17 protein-coding genes are annotated in these 16,662 nt (G+C 57.6%); 8 read left to right on the forward strand and 9 right to left on the reverse strand.

Annotated features, from left to right (window positions below; all coding sequences use genetic code 11):
* The 4 genes from Q1B13_RS10385 to Q1B13_RS10400 are packed head-to-tail and all read right to left on the reverse strand — an operon-like array spanning position 1 to position 4,067.
* On the reverse strand, positions 1-426 hold the full coding sequence (locus tag Q1B13_RS10385; protein WP_299079960.1) for an ASCH domain-containing protein: 426 nt from the start codon (positions 424-426) through the stop codon (positions 1-3).
* Between the two features lies 1 nt (position 427).
* Positions 428-2,032, reverse strand: coding sequence for a carboxyl transferase domain-containing protein (locus Q1B13_RS10390; protein WP_299079957.1), 1,605 nt, complete (start codon positions 2,030-2,032; stop codon positions 428-430).
* Positions 2,029-2,544 (reverse strand): hypothetical protein, encoded by a 516-nt coding sequence (locus tag Q1B13_RS10395; protein ID WP_299079954.1) that lies wholly within the window; start codon positions 2,542-2,544, stop codon positions 2,029-2,031. Before Q1B13_RS10395 ends, Q1B13_RS10390 begins: the two co-directional genes overlap by 4 nt.
* The gene (locus tag Q1B13_RS10400) at positions 2,541-4,067 is read right to left on the reverse strand and encodes an AMP-binding protein (protein WP_299079951.1); all 1,527 of its coding nucleotides are present in this window, start codon (positions 4,065-4,067) and stop codon (positions 2,541-2,543) included. The genes Q1B13_RS10395 and Q1B13_RS10400 overlap by 4 nt, the downstream gene beginning before the upstream one ends.
* A 136-nt stretch (positions 4,068-4,203) precedes the next feature.
* Between Q1B13_RS10400 and Q1B13_RS10405 the strand changes: the two genes are divergently transcribed.
* On the forward strand, positions 4,204-4,809 hold the full coding sequence (locus tag Q1B13_RS10405; protein WP_298933064.1) for an OmpW family outer membrane protein: 606 nt from the start codon (positions 4,204-4,206) through the stop codon (positions 4,807-4,809).
* 50 nt (positions 4,810-4,859) lie between these two features.
* On the opposite strand, the gene Q1B13_RS10410 is transcribed toward Q1B13_RS10405, so the two are convergent.
* The 4 genes from Q1B13_RS10410 to Q1B13_RS10425 form a co-directional block, all read right to left on the reverse strand.
* Positions 4,860-6,023: an isovaleryl-CoA dehydrogenase gene (locus Q1B13_RS10410; RefSeq protein ID WP_299079950.1), complete on the reverse strand. Its 1,164-nt coding sequence runs from the start codon at positions 6,021-6,023 to the stop codon at positions 4,860-4,862.
* An 87-nt stretch (positions 6,024-6,110) separates the two neighbouring features.
* Positions 6,111-6,833: an EF-hand domain-containing protein gene (locus Q1B13_RS10415; protein WP_299079947.1), complete on the reverse strand. Its 723-nt coding sequence runs from the start codon at positions 6,831-6,833 to the stop codon at positions 6,111-6,113.
* A 117-nt stretch (positions 6,834-6,950) separates the two neighbouring features.
* Complete coding sequence (locus tag Q1B13_RS10420; RefSeq protein ID WP_299079944.1) at positions 6,951-8,150, reverse strand: aminotransferase class I/II-fold pyridoxal phosphate-dependent enzyme; 1,200 nt, start codon at positions 8,148-8,150, stop codon at positions 6,951-6,953.
* Between the two features lie 39 nt (positions 8,151-8,189).
* Complete coding sequence (locus tag Q1B13_RS10425; protein ID WP_299079942.1) at positions 8,190-8,861, reverse strand: HAD-IA family hydrolase; 672 nt, start codon at positions 8,859-8,861, stop codon at positions 8,190-8,192.
* 134 nt (positions 8,862-8,995) lie between these two features.
* Here Q1B13_RS10425 and glmU point away from each other — a divergent pair, with 134 nt between their 5' ends.
* The 5 genes from glmU to Q1B13_RS10450 are packed head-to-tail and all read left to right on the forward strand — an operon-like array spanning position 8,996 to position 13,837.
* Positions 8,996-10,348, forward strand: coding sequence for a bifunctional UDP-N-acetylglucosamine diphosphorylase/glucosamine-1-phosphate N-acetyltransferase GlmU (glmU, locus tag Q1B13_RS10430; RefSeq protein WP_299079939.1), 1,353 nt, complete (start codon positions 8,996-8,998; stop codon positions 10,346-10,348).
* Positions 10,349-10,353: 5 nt separating this feature from the next.
* Positions 10,354-12,177: a glutamine--fructose-6-phosphate transaminase (isomerizing) gene (gene glmS / locus Q1B13_RS10435; RefSeq protein WP_298933081.1), complete on the forward strand. Its 1,824-nt coding sequence runs from the start codon at positions 10,354-10,356 to the stop codon at positions 12,175-12,177.
* A 19-nt stretch (positions 12,178-12,196) separates the two neighbouring features.
* Positions 12,197-12,553, forward strand: coding sequence for a hypothetical protein (locus Q1B13_RS10440; RefSeq protein ID WP_299079936.1), 357 nt, complete (start codon positions 12,197-12,199; stop codon positions 12,551-12,553).
* A gap of 42 nt (positions 12,554-12,595) precedes the next feature.
* A complete protein-coding gene (locus Q1B13_RS10445; protein WP_299079933.1) occupies positions 12,596-13,138 on the forward strand; it encodes a pyridoxamine 5'-phosphate oxidase family protein in 543 nt (180 codons plus the stop codon).
* A 6-nt stretch (positions 13,139-13,144) separates the two neighbouring features.
* Positions 13,145-13,837 carry a DNA alkylation repair protein gene (locus Q1B13_RS10450; RefSeq protein ID WP_299079930.1) on the forward strand — a complete coding sequence of 231 codons (693 nt, stop codon included), beginning with the start codon at positions 13,145-13,147 and terminating at the stop codon, positions 13,835-13,837.
* Here Q1B13_RS10450 and Q1B13_RS10455 read toward each other — a convergent pair.
* On the reverse strand, positions 13,819-14,241 hold the full coding sequence (locus tag Q1B13_RS10455) for a hypothetical protein (RefSeq protein WP_299079927.1): 423 nt from the start codon (positions 14,239-14,241) through the stop codon (positions 13,819-13,821). The genes Q1B13_RS10450 and Q1B13_RS10455 overlap by 19 nt on opposite strands.
* Positions 14,242-14,331: 90 nt before the next feature.
* Here Q1B13_RS10455 and moaA point away from each other — a divergent pair, with 90 nt between their 5' ends.
* Positions 14,332-15,339 carry a GTP 3',8-cyclase MoaA gene (gene moaA / locus Q1B13_RS10460; RefSeq protein WP_298933091.1) on the forward strand — a complete coding sequence of 336 codons (1,008 nt, stop codon included), beginning with the start codon at positions 14,332-14,334 and terminating at the stop codon, positions 15,337-15,339.
* A gap of 1 nt (position 15,340) precedes the next feature.
* Positions 15,341-16,630, forward strand: a complete 1,290-nt coding sequence (locus Q1B13_RS10465) for a 3-deoxy-D-manno-octulosonic acid transferase (protein ID WP_299079924.1) — start codon at positions 15,341-15,343, stop codon at positions 16,628-16,630.
* Positions 16,631-16,662: the final 32 nt, after the last annotated feature.

Consider the following 16,662-nt stretch of genomic DNA (forward strand, 5'->3'; position numbering starts at 1 on the left):
TCACCCTTCCAATGCCAAATCTTCCACAAGCCGAAACCGTTCGCACACGAGTTTCATCTCGGGATCAAAACCACCGTTTCGTTGGAAATAGCGGCGATGATCTTCCTGCCATCCTTCAAGCGTTTCATTCTCACCTTCCGCCAAAGCGAAATCCTCGGTCACATCGCAGTACCGCCTGACCGAAACATCTACGGTTTCAATGACCAAAGCCGGTGTGTCATCCCAGTTCAGAGCAATATCACGGCGGCCGGGTTTCGGCATATCAGGGCTGCCATCAGGATAATTGCTGAGCGCGTCGCAGGTCGCTGTTTTGCGGCCGGAACGAACCAAAGCCAGAAGCTCTGCGCTCAGCGCCGCGTTGTCACCGAATTTAAATGTCTGTGCACCGGGGTAGCGGGCCAAAATGTCATTCAAGCCTACGCTCATCTTACATCCTGAACACGCCGAAACGTGTCTCCTCGATCGGGGTGTTCAGAGCAGCGCTCAGCGACAGGGCCAGTACATCCCGACTTTTGCGCGGATCGATAATGCCATCGTCCCACAGACGGGCCGAGGCATAGAGCGGGTGGGATTGTTCTTCGAACATGTCCAAGGTCGGGCGTTTGAACTCAGCCTCTTCCTCGGCGGACCATGTGCCTCCCTGCCGCTCAATCCCGTCGCGTTTGACGGTTGCCAGAACGCCTGCCGCCTGCTCACCGCCCATGACCGAGATGCGAGAGTTGGGCCAGGTCCACAGGAATCGCGGCTGATAGGCGCGCCCCGCCATGCCGTAATTCCCCGCCCCGAAAGACCCACCCACCAGCATGGTGATCTTGGGTACTGATGTCGTGGCAACAGCCGTCACGATCTTGGCACCGTGACGCGCAATACCTTCGTTTTCGTATTTACGACCAACCATGAAGCCGGTGATGTTCTGCAAAAACACCAACGGGATTTTACGCTGCGAGCACAGCTCCACGAAATGCGCACCCTTTTGCGCGGCCTCAGAAAACAACACGCCGTTGTTGGCGATGATCCCGACGGGGCATCCTTTGACATAGGCGAACCCGGTAACCAGCGTTTCGCCAAAGCGCGGTTTGAATTCGTCGAACCGAGAGCCATCGACCAGACGAGCAATCACCTCACGGATGTCATAAGGCGTGCGGAGGTCGGCAGGAACCACGCCGAGGATCTCCTCAGGGTCATAGGCTGGATCTTCCGGGTTGGCCCAATCTACCGTCTGCGGCTTGCTCAGGTTCAAAGACAGAACCGCCCGCCGCGCCAGGGCGAGCGCATGGGCATCGTCTTCGGCAAGGTAATCCGCCACACCGGACAGGCGCGTATGCACATCGCCACCGCCCAAGTCTTCGGCGCTGACCACCTCTCCGGTCGCCGCCTTGACCAGCGGTGGCCCGGCCAGAAAGATCGTTCCTTGCTCTTTCACGATGATCGTTACATCCGACATCGCAGGCACATAAGCTCCGCCGGCCGTACATGATCCCATGACGACAGCGATCTGAGGGATACCCTTCGCGCTCATCCGCGCCTGATTGTAGAAGATGCGGCCAAAGTGGTCGCGGTCGGGGAAAACTTCATCCTGATTGGGCAGGTTCGCGCCGCCACTGTCGACCAGATAGATGCAGGGCAGATTGTTTTCCTCTGCGATCTCCTGCGCGCGCAGATGTTTCTTAACCGACATCGGGTAATAGGTGCCACCCTTCACGGTGGCGTCGTTGCAGACCACCATAACCTCGCACCCCTGCACCCGGCCGATGCCCGCGATCACCCCGGCGCAGGGCGCGGCATCGCCATACATCCCATGCGCAGCCGTCGCGCCGATTTCCAGGAACGGAGAACCCGGGTCCAACAGGTTCGCCACCCGACGACGCGGGAGCATCTTGCCCCGCGATTCATGCCGCGCACGGGATTTTTCACCACCGCCCATACGAGCCGCTTCGGCAGCAGTGGAGATTTGCGCCAGCGCGTCGAGATGGGCCGTGCGGTTTGTGTTAAAGCCTTCGGAGGCGGGCATAACTTTGGATGTGAGTTTCATGGCACCTCTATTAAGTTCTCAGTTTCGGATAGCCAGGATCGCTCGATTATTCGGGATGTGCGCCAGCCTGCCAAAGCATCTGTATAGGAGCATACCGTCTCTTCTGAGACACCCTCGACGTCAATTTTACTGCAATCAGGCAGCGGCAAAACAAGTCCAAGACCAATTTCGCTTTCGAAGAGTTCTTTTGCTGTTGGAAGGCTTTCGAAGCCTAACTTTTGCCCTTCAGGAAGCCGCTGCCAGCGGATGTCAGCATCACGCCGCATCCAAGCAGTGACTTCAACAAGACAATATTCGTTCTTTGCTAGGTCATATGCATATTCGCACATTTTGCGAGCGTGGCTAACGCACTCGCCATCCATAATAGTCGCCAGTTCAGTATTGGGAATATTGTCGGAACAGAATTGCAGAAGGGAACCGGCACTGAGTTTGACCTCCTTGGCGGCTAGCACGCCAGACATCTGTGCAAACCCCACCACTGCTAAAAGCAGTGTCTTCACAATTGCTTTCACTGACTTACCTCCGCCATCGCCCGCGCCTTCAATTCCTTGCGGATCACCTTACCTGTTACCGTCATCGGCAGTTCCGCCAGAAACGCCACTTCACGCGGGTAGGAATACTGCGCCAGACGGTCCTTGACCCAGTCCTGCAGCTCCGAGGCCGAGGCTTCGACCTCCGGCTTTAAAACGACATAAGCCTTGACGATCTCGGTGCGCAGCGGATCGGGCTTGCCGACCACGCCAACCGTCGCCACCGCCGGGTGAGTCAGCAGACAGTCTTCAATCTCGGCCGGGCCAATGCGGTAACCCGCCGAGGTGATCACGTCGTCATCGCGACCGACGAAGCGCAGATACTCGCCCTGCCACACGCCGCGATCTCCAGTGATCAGCCAATCGCCGCGGAACTTTTCTACCGTCGCCTTGGGCCGGTTCCAGTATTCCAACATCATCGAGGCCGTGCTGCGCTGGATGGCCACGTCCCCCTCTTCCTCGGTCGGATTGCCATCCTCGTCGACAACTGCCACCTCATGCCCCGGCACCGGTTTGCCGATGCAGCCGGGTTGAACAGGGAAATCCTCGGCGCAGGAGGACACGACCATATTGCATTCGGTCTGCCCGTAAAATTCGTTGATCGTCAGGCCAAACGCCTGCTGTCCCCAGGCCAGCATCTCGGCCCCCAGCGGCTCACCCCCTGACGCAACCGAACGCAAACCGGGGATCGCCCGATCCGCCGCTTTGAGCATCCGCAACGCTGTCGGCGGAAAGAACACATTCCGTACGCCCCCACGCTCAATCACGTCGGCACAGGCCTCAGGCGTGAATTTCTCCAACCGCGCCGCGACGACCGGAATACCCAGCGCCAGCCCGGGCATCAGCACGTCGAACAATCCACCGATCCAGGCCCAGTCCGCTGGCGTCCACAGGCAATCTCCGCCTTGCAGGTGATTGTGGCTGATCGACACGCCCGGAAGGTGTCCGGTCAGAACCCGATGCCCATGGAGCGCGCCTTTGGGGCTGCCGGTTGTTCCCGATGTATAGATCAACACGGCGGGGTCGTTGGGTCCAGTGGCGGCAAATGGAAGGTTTGGGCCGGGCTCGGCGGTGTTTGCGGCAATGAGAGGTTCGGCTAGATCGCCAACCAAATCTGCGCCCTGCTCATCCGTCAGAACAATTCGCACCCCGGCATCGCTGATACGCGACCGCAAAGCATCCTGTTTGAACAGCTTGAACAAGGGCACAGATATCGCACCGATTTTCCAGATCGCCAGATGTGCCGCCGCACACCACGGCGACTGGCTAAGCAAAACACCGACGCGATCCCCGGGCTGCACCTTTGACAACAACCCGCGCGCAATACCGTCGGTCATCTGCGACAGCTGGCCGTACGTGATGTCGTCGCGAGACGACCCGGTCAAATCGATCAGGGCCACCTGATCGGACGGTTGGTTCAGGCACTGACGCGCCATGTTCAGCTGATCCGGGATGTCCCAGCTACCCTCAAAACGCAAACCCGGTATGCGCCTAGCGTCTACCACAGCGCATTCCCTTTGTTTTCCAGGCAGCTCGCAACACAGGCGCACCCGAGAACTTCACACAGATTTGATGCAGATCAGAGTTTGCCGAACGCTTTGCTGCGAAGCCAAGGACATCAACACAACCAAAGGCAAGACAATGACAAAGAAACTCGCCGCTTTGACCCTGTCCACCGCGCTGGTGGCTTTGGCCGTTCCCGCATTTGCCCAATCGCAGGGTGACTGGACGCTTGGTATTGGTGTCGGCTATCTGGACCCGAAATCGGACAACGGTACCCTTGCGGGCCTGAACGCCGAGATCGATGCAGACACGCGCCCGATCTTTACGGCCGAATACTTCATCCGTGACAACCTGGGCATCGAGCTGCTGGCTGCTACCCCGTTCAGCCACGATATCACCCTTGGTGGAAGCACCGATGCTGGCAGTGTCAAGCACCTGCCGCCGACCTTGTCGCTGAACTATCACATCCCGACCAACACGGCCTGGAAGCCGTATGTTGGCGCGGGTCTGAACTATACCATTTTCTTTGACGAGCAGTCCTCGCTGGGCGATCTGAAGGTGGACAACTCCTTCGGCGTCTCGTTGCAGGCCGGTCTGGACTACGCGATCACCGACAAGGGCGCTGTGCGTCTGAACGTGCGCTGGTTCGATATCGACTCGGATGTCACGTTGGACGGCGCCAATATTGGCACGGCAGAAATCGATCCCTGGCTGATCGGCCTGTCTTACGTTCATCGCTTCTGATCCTTTGATCGGATCGCCCCGCAGTGACCTCGTCTGCGGGGCGTTTTTTCTCAGAGAACTTCGTTCATCAACTCGCGCCCGATCAGCATCCGGCGGATTTCGCTGGTTCCCGCCCCAATTTCCATAAGCTTGGCATCCCGGAAAATTCGGCTAACCGCCGAGTCCGCAAGGAACCCAGCTCCGCCCATCGCCTGAACGGCCTGATGCGCCTGAACCATCGCCTGTTCCGAGGCGTAGAGGCAGCAGGCCGCCGCGTCCTGACGGGTGACATCTCCACGATCGCAAGCTTTCGCAACCTCATAGATGTAGGCGCGGGCTGAGTTCATCGCTGTATACATATCGGCAATCTTGCCCTGCATCAGTTGGAAGCTGCCGATGGGTTTGCCAAACTGCTTGCGTTCAGCCAGGTACGGCATGATCTCATCCAGGCAGGCGGCCATGATCCCAGTGCCGATGCCAGCCAGAACCACGCGTTCATAGTCCAGGCCCGACATAAGAACGGCAACGCCCTTACCCTCTTCTCCCAGAACATTTTCGAATGGGACTTCGACATCTTCAAAGATCAGCTCGGCCGTGTTTGACCCGCGCATGCCAAGCTTGTCGAAATGGGGAGACGTGGAAAAGCCCTTCATCTCCTTCTCGATCAGGAAGGCGGTGATTCCCTTGGACCCAGCATCCGGATCGGTTTTGGCATAGACGACCAGCGTATCCGCATCCGGCCCGTTGGTGATCCAGTATTTGTTCCCGTTCAGACGATAATGATCGTTACGCTTTTCCGCGCGCAGCTTCATCGACACAACATCAGACCCGGCCGAGGCTTCGGACATGGCCAAAGCACCTACATGGTCGCCTGAGATCAGACGCGGCAGATACTTCTGCTTTTGCTCTTCAGTCCCGTTCAGCTTGATCTGGTTCACACACAGGTTTGAGTGCGCTCCGTAAGACAATGACACCGAGGCCGATGCGCGCGCGACCTCTTCCACAGCAATCGTATGTGCAAGATAGGACATTCCCGCACCGCCATATTCTTCAGGCACGGTCACGCCCAACAGGCCAAGCTCCCCCATCTCTTTCCACAATTCATTGGGAAAGGCGTTAGAGGCATCGACCTCTGCCGCCATCGGCTTGACCCGTTCTTGCGCCCAGCGATGCACCATTTCGCGCAGCGCGTTTACATCTTCACCCAGATCAAATTGCATCGTTGCCTGGAACATATCGCTTTCCCGTACGTCGCCAAAAATAATTGAACACCCGTTCATTAATAGCGACGCAAGAGATTGCTGTCCAGTCAGAATACTGCGTCAGTGGTTGACGAACTCCCCCAGGCTGATCCGGCCGTCGCCATCCGTATCGAGTTGCTTTAAAATCTCAGGGGCGCGGGCCGCGCTATGCATGCCAATGGCCGCTCGGCATTCGGCGCTGACTTTCGCTTCATCTTCTCGAAAACCGAATTCCAACTCAGCCAGGCTCACAAAACCATCTTCGTTTGTATCCGCCGACGTAAAATCGTCTGCCCTGAAACGTTCGTTCGCAGCTACAACTTCGGACAGGGTAATGCGTCCATCCTTGTCGGCATCCGAAAAACTGATCGCATCCTCCGCCAATTCTTGTGGTGACATCGACCAAACCTTAGCCAATTCGGTTCCATCGCAATCGCTGGGCAAATTCACTTCGGCTGCTTGCTGTGTCATGTGCTGCAGCATTTCCATGCGGTCAACAAAACCGTCGCCGTTCGTGTCTTTCGCACGGAAATTGCCCGCGAAGTCGGTTTTTGCCGACGCTCCGGCCAGTGACACTGCGGCAAGAATAGCGACCGTCAGGACCACCGGTGACGCGGCGATAGTAATCTTTTTCAAGGTCGAGGCCTCCTTCGTTTTTGAATGAGGCACGCCATCTTCGGCAATCAATCGGCGCAACGCGGCGCTCATGGTTTCACCACGGGATTCAACCCGCGATGCAAACGCATTTTTCTCTGACAGGCTGAGCCTGACTTCGAGGGATTCTGATTTCTTCTCTTTACGCATGGTTTCGCAATGATGTTGATAGCGTGCCCGGCCAAAAACGCTGGGGCACCTCAGAATGCTAGCAGGATACCGTCCAGACACGAGGAAATTCGTGTCCAGACAAACCGATTGGCGACTTCAGAACGCCACCTGGTTGTGGATGCGCGTCACTTCATCCCGAATGATCCGAGCAATCAGGCGACAATCTTCCAATGAAAACGTCAATGGGACGCGCATGTCGATGATCCCAGCAAGCACCCTGTCGCTGGTCGGCATGGGCGCGCTGTCAGCATAACGCCAACTGTCATAGCGCGACGTGAACCCGGTCGGCTCTGCCCCACCAAACCATTTCAACTCGACACCGCGGTTGGCGCAGCGGCTGATGACGTCAGCTATGCGGTCCGCTGACCAATCCAGCAACAGAAACTGGATTGAAGACCCAACATAGGTCTCATCCTCGGGGCGCTCCACCACCTGCAGGCCCGGTGTTCCCCGCAAACCTGTTTCGATCTCGCGGTAACGTTCGTTCCATCGATTCACCTGTCGATCCAGATCACGCAATTGTGGGCGAAGGATCGCAGCGCGCAAATTGTCCATTCGGCCCGAGACATTGGGTGTGGTGTACTTGATCCGGTTAAACACCTCTGGGCCTGGTGCCGCCAAATGGCGTTCGTACAGCATGTAGGACCCAGATAGCATTGTTGCTTTGGCCGCCAATTCCTCATCATCTGTGATCAGCAGACCACCTTCGCCTGAATTGACGTGTTTATATGTCTGACAGGAATAGCACCCGATAGCGCCCTGACGCCCGGACAATTGCCCGCGCCAAGCCGCCCCCATGGTATGTGCACAGTCTTCGATCACGGTGACACCCGCCGTGTCGCATAGCTCCATCAGCCGGTCCATGTCGCACAAATGCCCACGCATATGGCTGAGCATGAGGACCCGCGCCTGTCCGAGCTTACTTTCCAGATCATCCAGATCGATGGTCAGGCCTTCGGTCACGCCAACAAAAACCGGCTTGGCCCCAACCGACGCGATCGCCCCTGGCACCGGCGCCAGAGTAAATGCATTGGTCAAAACCCGATCGCCCGGCTGCACTCCCACCGCCCGCAGCGCGGTCGCCATCGCATAGCCACCGGACGACACCGCAAGGCAGTATTTCGCCCCCATTTGGGCCGCGAACTCCTGTTCTAGCAAGGCGGTCTCCCCCAGCTCTCCGGGGGCAATGTTGTAACGATGCAGGCGCCCGTGACGCAGCACCGCCAATGCGGCCTCGATCGCGTCGTCGGGGATAGGTTCCTGTTGGGTGAAACTGCCGGTAAATGTCTCAGTCATGGCATTGTTGTGGGGCCGCACAGGGCCGGGGTCAAGGGATCAAGCAGCCGCACCGATCAATCCCGGAACCATTCCGGGTAAATCATCGAAATGATGCAGCAAAGCCTCTGGCTCCAGAGCCGCCATGTCATCACCGGACGGGCCAAATGTGACCAGAACCGAGGGCACCCCTGCGGCCCGCGCGGTGTTTCGGTCGGTATCCGAATCTCCGATCAAGACGCATAACTCCGGATCTCCGCCAGCGCGGCGAGCCGCCTCACGCAGTGGTTCAGGGTCTGGCTTGCGCACGGTCAGCGTATCTGCCCCGACCAGCGACGCGAACCGGTCGCGAACGCCCATGCGGGTTAACAATAGCTCGGCCAGCGCCTCGGGCTTGTTGGTACAGATGCCAACACCGTAACCAGCGCGTTTCAGCAGATCGACCGCCTGCAATGCGCCGGGGTAGAAGGTTGTATGTGTATCGATAGCTTCGGAGTAAGCCTTCAGCAGCATCGGGTAATAGTCGAGAACAGTCCGCTCCTGAAAAGCCCCGACCCGCTTTAGGCCATGGGTCAACATCATCCGGCCACCGCGCAGCGCAACACCTGCATCCTGCCCGTGAACCAACACATCACCATGCCCCATGTGACGAAAACAATGGTTCGCCGCCGCCAGCAAATCGCCTGACGTATCCGCCAATGTGCCGTCCAGATCGAAGATGACTGTTCGCATTTTTTCTCCTGCCTCGGCGGGTTTTCGCCATGTCGTATTTCAAAACGGCAACCTTGTTTGATGGCCGAACCGCTTGCGCCTTTGCCCTCAGCGGATAAAACGGACTGCGACAAAACAAAAGAGAAATTGATTTCATGACCATTGCCCTTGTCATCCTTGCCGCCGGGAAAGGCACCAGGATGAATTCGGATGTTCCAAAAGTTCTGCATCCTATCGCCCAGGCGCCGATGCTGGTTCACGCGATGCGGGCGGGTGCAGTGCTTTCGCCGGAACGCACCGTTATCGTCACGGGCCATGGATCAGAAGCTGTGGCCAAAGTCGCCCAGGCCGAGGATGAAACAGCGCAGGTCGCCGTGCAGGAGGAACAGCTTGGCACAGCGCATGCGGTCGCTCAGGCCCGCGCGGCGCTGGATGGGTTCGATGGTGACGTTGTTGTCCTTTATGGTGACACGCCATTTTTGCAGCCCGACACGTTAGAGCGGATGATCGAAGCCCGGGCCCAGAATGATCTGGTCATCCTTGGGTTCGAAGCCGCCGACCCCGGACGGTACGGACGTCTTGTAATGCAGGGCGACACTTTGGAACGGATCGTGGAATTCAAAGACGCCACGGAACAAGAACGATCCATAACCTTTTGCAATTCAGGTCTTTTAGCATGCAACGCAAAGACGTTGTTTGACCTGCTTGACGCGGTTGGAAACGACAACGCATCAGGTGAATACTACCTGACCGATGTGGTGGAAATCGCCCGGGGCAAGGGGCTGACCGTGACGGCAGTCGCTTGCGACGAAGGCCAAACATTGGGCGTCAATTCCCGCTCTGATCTGGCGGCAGCGGATGCTGTATTTCAAGCGCGCGCGCGTATCGAACTGTTGGATCTGGGCGTGACGCTGATGGCCCCAGAATCTGTTTATCTGGCGGCTGACACCGTCATTGGACGCGATTGCGTGATTGAACCCAACGTGGTCTTTGGCCCCGGTGTGACTGTCGAAAGCGGCGCAACGATCCGGGCGTTCTCGCATCTTGAAGGCTGTCATGTCAGCCGCGGGGCTATCGTTGGCCCCTATGCCCGATTGCGACCCGGTGCCGAACTGGCCGAAAACGCGCGGATCGGCAACTTTGTCGAAATCAAAAATGCCGAGATCGCCGAAGGGGCCAAGGTCAATCACCTGAGCTATATCGGCGATGCCACTGTTGGCGCTGCGACGAATATCGGCGCGGGGACCATCACCTGCAACTATGATGGCGTGATGAAGCACCAAACCACGATTGGTGAGCACGTCTTCATCGGCTCGAACACCATGCTGGTGGCCCCGGTGACGCTGGGCGATGGTGCGATGACTGCGACGGGAACCGTTGTGACCCGTGACGTTGAGCCAGATGCCCTGGCCGTGGCCCGCGCCCGGCAGGACAACAAACTGGGGTATGCGCGTAAATTGTTTGACATGTTAAAGGCGAAGAAGGCTCGCCTAAGCAAAGGAGCCTGAGACCTATGTGTGGCATTGTAGGCGTTCTGGGACAGCATGAAGCAGCCCCCATACTGGTCGAGGCGCTCAAACGGCTCGAATATCGCGGCTATGACAGCGCGGGGATTGCGACCGTCAACGACGGTGCGTTGGGGCGCAGGCGCGCCGTCGGCAAACTGGTCAATTTAAGCGACTTGCTGGTACATGATCCCCTGCCCGGCAAATCCGGGATCGGCCATACCCGCTGGGCCACACACGGGGCACCTTCGGTCAACAATGCCCACCCGCACAAGGCTGGTCCGGTGGCTGTCGTGCACAACGGGATCGTCGAGAACTACCGGGAACTGCGTTCAGAACTTGCAGAGCATGGCATCGGCTTCGAAACCGAAACCGATACTGAAACCGTTGCCCTGATGGCGGAACATTTCCTCAAATCCGGTATGTCGCCCGTTGAGGCTGCGTTCAAAACCATCGACCGGCTGCAGGGTGCTTTCGCGCTGGCCTTTTTGTTCGACGGTCAGGGCGATTTGATCGTGGCCGCGCGCAAAGGCTCACCCTTGGCCATCGGTCACGGAGATGGTGAAATGTATGTGGGATCCGATGCCATTGCTCTGGCCCCTCTGACAAACAAGATCACCTATCTGGAAGAAGGCGACCGCGCCGTTCTGACCCGCACTTCGCTGGAAATCCGCAACGAGGTTGGTGAGTTGGCCAACCGCGAAATGCGCAAAATCAAACTGGATCATGCGCGGGCCGACAAGGGCGAGCACAAGCATTTCATGGCCAAGGAAATCGCCGAACAACCCGTTGTGGTGGCGGAAGCGATCAGATCCTATATGCCCACCGGCGGCGATAAGGTGATTCTCCCCGATACAGATCTCGATTTCACCAAGCTAGACCGCCTGACCATGGTCGCCTGTGGCACAGCGTTTTATGCCTGCCTCACGGCGAAATACTGGTTCGAGCAGCTGGCCAAAATGCCAGTCGAGGTCGATATCGCCAGCGAGTTTCGGTATCGCGAACCACCGATCACTGACCGCACCTTAGCCCTGTTCGTCAGCCAATCGGGTGAGACTGCCGACACACTGGCGGCGCTGCGCTATTGCGATGGCAGAGCTGACAAGATCGTCTCGGTTGTGAACGTCCCTGAAAGCTCGATTGCGCGGGAAAGCGATGTGGCTTTGCCAATTCACGCGGGTGTCGAGATTGGCGTTGCCTCGACCAAGGCCTTCACGTGCCAACTGAGCGTTCTGCTGATGCTGGCACTGAAGGCTGCGGCGGACCGGGGCACGTTGACCGATGAGGAAATCGCCGATCACGCGGCCGCCCTGCGCGGATTGCCTTCGGTGCTCAATACCGCATTGGACCAGAACCGGGCCATCCGCAAATCCGCCCAGCGCTTGTCCGAAGCACGCGACGTTCTGTTTTTGGGCCGTGGCCTGATGTATCCGCTTGCGATGGAAGGTGCGCTGAAGCTCAAGGAAATCAGCTATATCCACGCCGAAGGGTATGCATCGGGCGAGCTGAAACACGGCCCCATCGCCCTGATCGACAAGCATATGCCAGTGGTTGTCATGGCACCGCGCGACGCTGTTTTCGACAAGACTGTGTCCAACATGCAAGAAGTGATGGCGCGGAAGGGCAAGGTCATCCTTGTGTCTGATGATGACGGCATCGCCGAGGCTGAGGATGGCGTCTGGAGCACGATCCGCATGCCTCATATCCACCCTAACCTGGCGCCGATCCTGTATTCGGTTCCGGCACAACTGCTGGCCTATCACACAGCCGTCGCCAAGGGCACAGATGTCGATCAGCCGCGCAACCTCGCGAAATCTGTCACTGTGGAATGATCACTTTGGGACCAGCAACTTGAACGACACTGACATCCGGACCCTTTTGCGTCTGATGCGCAGCTCGAAACAGGAATACGAGCTGTACCTGAGCAATGGGCGAACGTTCCTTCATGCCAGAAAGCTGAGAGAAAACAATCAAGCCGTCCTCGACTTAATCGCGGCCGAAGGTTTTGGACCAGACGACACATTGGGTGCGGGCCTTCAGGACCTGAAAGAACATTTGGAAGACTGGGCACAATGCTGGGATCGCGAACAGGCCACTCTGGGCCCCAAGGATGATGATCCGTTTGTCTTTACAGGCTACAAGACGTATCCAAAGCATCTGGACGCGCTTCTGGCACAGTACCAAAAGGACAGGGGTCGCAAGATCTGAGGCGCAGCCGCTCCGAAATTGACAGTCACGGTGGAGAGCCCAATGGCCAAGCAATTCCCACAAATCGATGTCGCGCACCAAAAATTCATTGAAGACCAGCACATGTTCTTTGTTGGCTCTGCGGGCACCGAGGGGCGTGTAAACATCTCACCCAAGGGTATGGATTCATTGCGGGTTCTGGGGCCCAATCGGATTGTCTGGATGAACCTGACCGGCAGCGGAAATGAAACTGCCGGGCATCTGCTGGACGTAAATCGCATGACACTGATGTGGTGCTCGTTCACCACCCGCCCGCTGATCTTGCGCACCTATGGCACCGCCCGCATGGTCCAGACCGGGGACGAAGATTGGGCTGAAATGGCCCAGCAGTTTCCCGATCATCGCAGCGCGCGGCAGATCTACGACCTGACTGTCGATCTGGTCCAAACCTCTTGTGGTTATGCCGTCCCTTTCATGGAGTATCAGTCCGAACGGGACACGATGCAAAAATGGGTTGATGGCAAATCGGACGACGATATTCGCGCCTATTGGGTTGAGAAAAACCAACATACAATCGACGGCAAACCCACTGGACTTCTGGGCTAACCAACCATGATGGACGCGTATCTGAACCAGATCAAAGCCCACGCCGACCCTGAACGCGCAAAACAGATGGCGGCATATCATAAGGCAGATCGACCCCATTTGGGCGTCGCAAACCCGGTGCTGAACGACTTGACCAAGATGTGGCGGCAAGAATTGGACGTGCCAGCACGTGTGGAACTCGCGGGTGCGCTTTGGAAAACCAACATCCACGAGGCGCGTCTTGCTGCAGCAAAACTGCTGACCCAAGCGCGCATCCGCCCCGATGCCGAGGTTTGGAGCCTGTTGCAAAGCTGGTTACCGGACTTCGACGCATGGGCGGTCGCAGACCACGCCTGCATGGCGATGCAGAAACGTCTGTCGGCCGACCCGGAGCGCTTGGATCAGGTCGAGCTATGGACGACGTCAGATCATATGTGGACGCGCCGGGCGGCGCTGGTGGCCACCCTGCCCTGGACCAAACAGAACCATCCAAAACCTGATGACCTCCTACATCGAGATCGGGTGCTCGGCTGGGCTGCAAGCTATGTGCAGGATCGTGATTGGTTCATTCAGAAAGCGATTGCTTGGTGGTTGCGCGAATTGTCCAAACACGACCCGGACCGTGTGATTGCATTTCTAGAAAACCAGGGTGACGCCATGAAGCCCTTTGCCCGCCGCGAAGCGGGCAAGTACCTGAAGGATCAATCGACGAAGACCTGAACTTCAACCAATTCGTCAACTGGCACCAATAGCGCCCGCATTGCATCCACCGACAATCGGCTTCCGCTGCCGGCTGGTCCCGGCGCGGGAACCAGAGTGATATAAGCCTGTGCACCGGTTTTCGGGACAACAACGCGCGCAGTAACTTCCGCATCAACAAGTGGCGTCTGCATCCAGCGACCGGGGGTGGACGGATCGCCCAGACCAGCAATAGTCGTCCTGGCGCCAACCCAGCCCGCAGACGCCGAAACCGGCGCAGGGTCTGGCGTTTCAGTGTCAGCCTCAACCGCCGCAGGCGTTGTTTCGGCGGGTGCCTCATCTTTTCCGAAAACGCGGTCTGTCGTGGACCGAATTGCATCGCAGCCACCAAGCACAACACATGATATCAAAAGCACGTATCTCATGTCTGAAACCTACAGCCCTGTGCGCATCTGTACCAGCGCAAAGCACAGTTCACCCTTGTCGCGGACAGGTTCCAGCTTTACCTATACCGAATGACAGTTCCGCTTATTGACCCGTTCGCACGCGCCATCACATATCTCCGCGTCTCCGTCACGGACCGCTGCGACTTTCGCTGCGTCTATTGCATGTCCGAAAACATGACCTTTCTGCCCAAGAAAGACCTGTTGACGCTGGAAGAGCTGGACCGGATGTGTTCAACCTTTGTCAAAATGGGCGTCGAGAAGCTGCGCATTACCGGTGGTGAGCCATTGGTGCGCCGCAATATCATGACGTTTTTCAACGCCATGACCCGCCATCTGGACAGCGGCGCATTGAGAGAACTGACGCTGACCACCAACGGATCGCAATTGCATCGCTTTGCCGATGATCTCTATGCGGCAGGCGTGCGACGGGTGAATGTCTCGCTGGATACGCTCGATGAAGACAAGTTTGGCCGCGTAACGCGCTGGGGTCGTCTGAAACAGGTCTTAAATGGCATCGACGCGGCACAAAAAGCGGGATTGCGCGTCAAAATCAACGCCGTGGCCCTAAAAGGGTTCAACGAACCCGAGCTGCCAAAGATCACCGAATGGTGCGCCGAACGTGATATGGATCTGACATGGATCGAGGTCATGCCCATGGGTGATATCGGCAACGAAGATCGTCTTGATCAGTACTGGTCCCTCAAAGACGTGCGGGCTGAGTACGAAAACCACTATACGGTCAGCGATCTGGCCGAACGCTCCGGTGGCCCTGCGCGGTATGTACGCCTTGAAGAAACCGGTCAGAAAATCGGCTTTATCACTCCGCTGTCCCACAATTTCTGCGAAAGCTGCAATCGGGTGCGCCTGACCTGCACCGGAGAGCTGTATATGTGCCTGGGCCAGGAAGACATGGCTGACCTGCGCGCGCCATTGCGTGATCACCTCGATTCGGAAGAACCACTTGAAAACGCAATTCGCGCGGCGATCAATCTCAAGCCGAAAGGCCATGATTTCGACTATTCGCGCCAAACGATCGATGGTCAGATGAGCCGCCACATGAGCCATACAGGCGGCTAAGATGCCTGAACGTCCGACGCTGTTGTATCGGCTGTATTGCGGCCTGACCTCGCTTGTTGAACCACTCGCATGGCGCACAATTCAAAAGAAACTACAAGCGGCAGACGTGTCCGTCGCACGTCAACGCGAACGCTTGGGTCATGCGTCCGCGCCCCGTCCCGATGGTCAGCTGATATGGTTTCACGCCGCCAGTGTCGGCGAAAGCCTGTCGGTGCTTAGCCTGATCAAGCGCTTGGGGGACAGGTTGCCTGAAGCGCATTTCCTTATCACCTCGGGCACGCCGACCTCTGCAGCCTTGATCGAAAAGCGCCTGCCCACGCGCACACGGCATCAATACCCACCGCTGGATACCGGCGGCCCCATAAAACGTTTTCTGGATCATTGGCAACCTAACGCCGGTATCTTTGTCGAAAGCGAGATTTGGCCGCGCCTGATCGTCGAAAGCGCCCGGCGAGGCATGCCATTGGCCTTGCTCAATGCGCGTTTGTCCGAGAAGTCCGTGAAAGGTTGGTCGCAACGCCCCCAAACCGCACGCTTTATTCTGAACAGTTTCCGCCTGTTTCTAACCCAAAACGACAGGACCGCCGGAAACCTGATCGGCTTAGGGGCGAACCCCGACCATGTCCAGCGCGGCACCAACCTTAAAGCCATGTCCGATCCGTTACCCGTGGACCAAGAAGTTCTGGATGGCATTCGCAAAGAAATCTCTGGGCGGCCGGTCTGGATTGCCAGCTCCACCCATGATGGCGAGGAAGAAACGGTTCTGGCTGCACACACGCGTCTTTTGAAACGTTGGCCCAACCTCCTGCTTTTATTGATCCCGCGCCACCCGGACCGTCGTGACGACGTGGCCGCGATACTGAAACAGGCCGGGCTGACAGCTTCTTTCCGCATGGCCGCCGAATCGATAACTGAGACAATTCAAGTCTATGTGGCTGACACGCTAGGCGAAACCGGCACCTGGTACGCGCTTTGCCCAATCGTGTTTCTTGGTGGATCGCTGAAGGAAATCGGCGGCCATAACCCTTTTGAGCCAGCGCAAGCCGGCGCCGCCGTGATCACAGGTCCGGGATATTTCAACTTCGCAGAAACCTTTGCACCTTTGGTGAAAAGCGGCGGTGCCATCAAAGTTCAATCGGCACAAGACCTCAGCGAAACAGTTGAACGATGGCTTACAGTTGAAAGCGCGCTGCGCGAAGCTCAAGCCGCCGCAAGCGCCTGTGTGAAGACGCAGGAAAATGCTCTGGACTCGGTCTTGGACACGCTGTGCAAGCGCCTTGATCTCACCTGACGCACACGACTCGCTCCTTCATCTGGCTAAAA

Source organism: uncultured Ruegeria sp. (assembly GCF_947489545.1).
Lineage (GTDB): Bacteria > Pseudomonadota > Alphaproteobacteria > Rhodobacterales > Rhodobacteraceae > Ruegeria.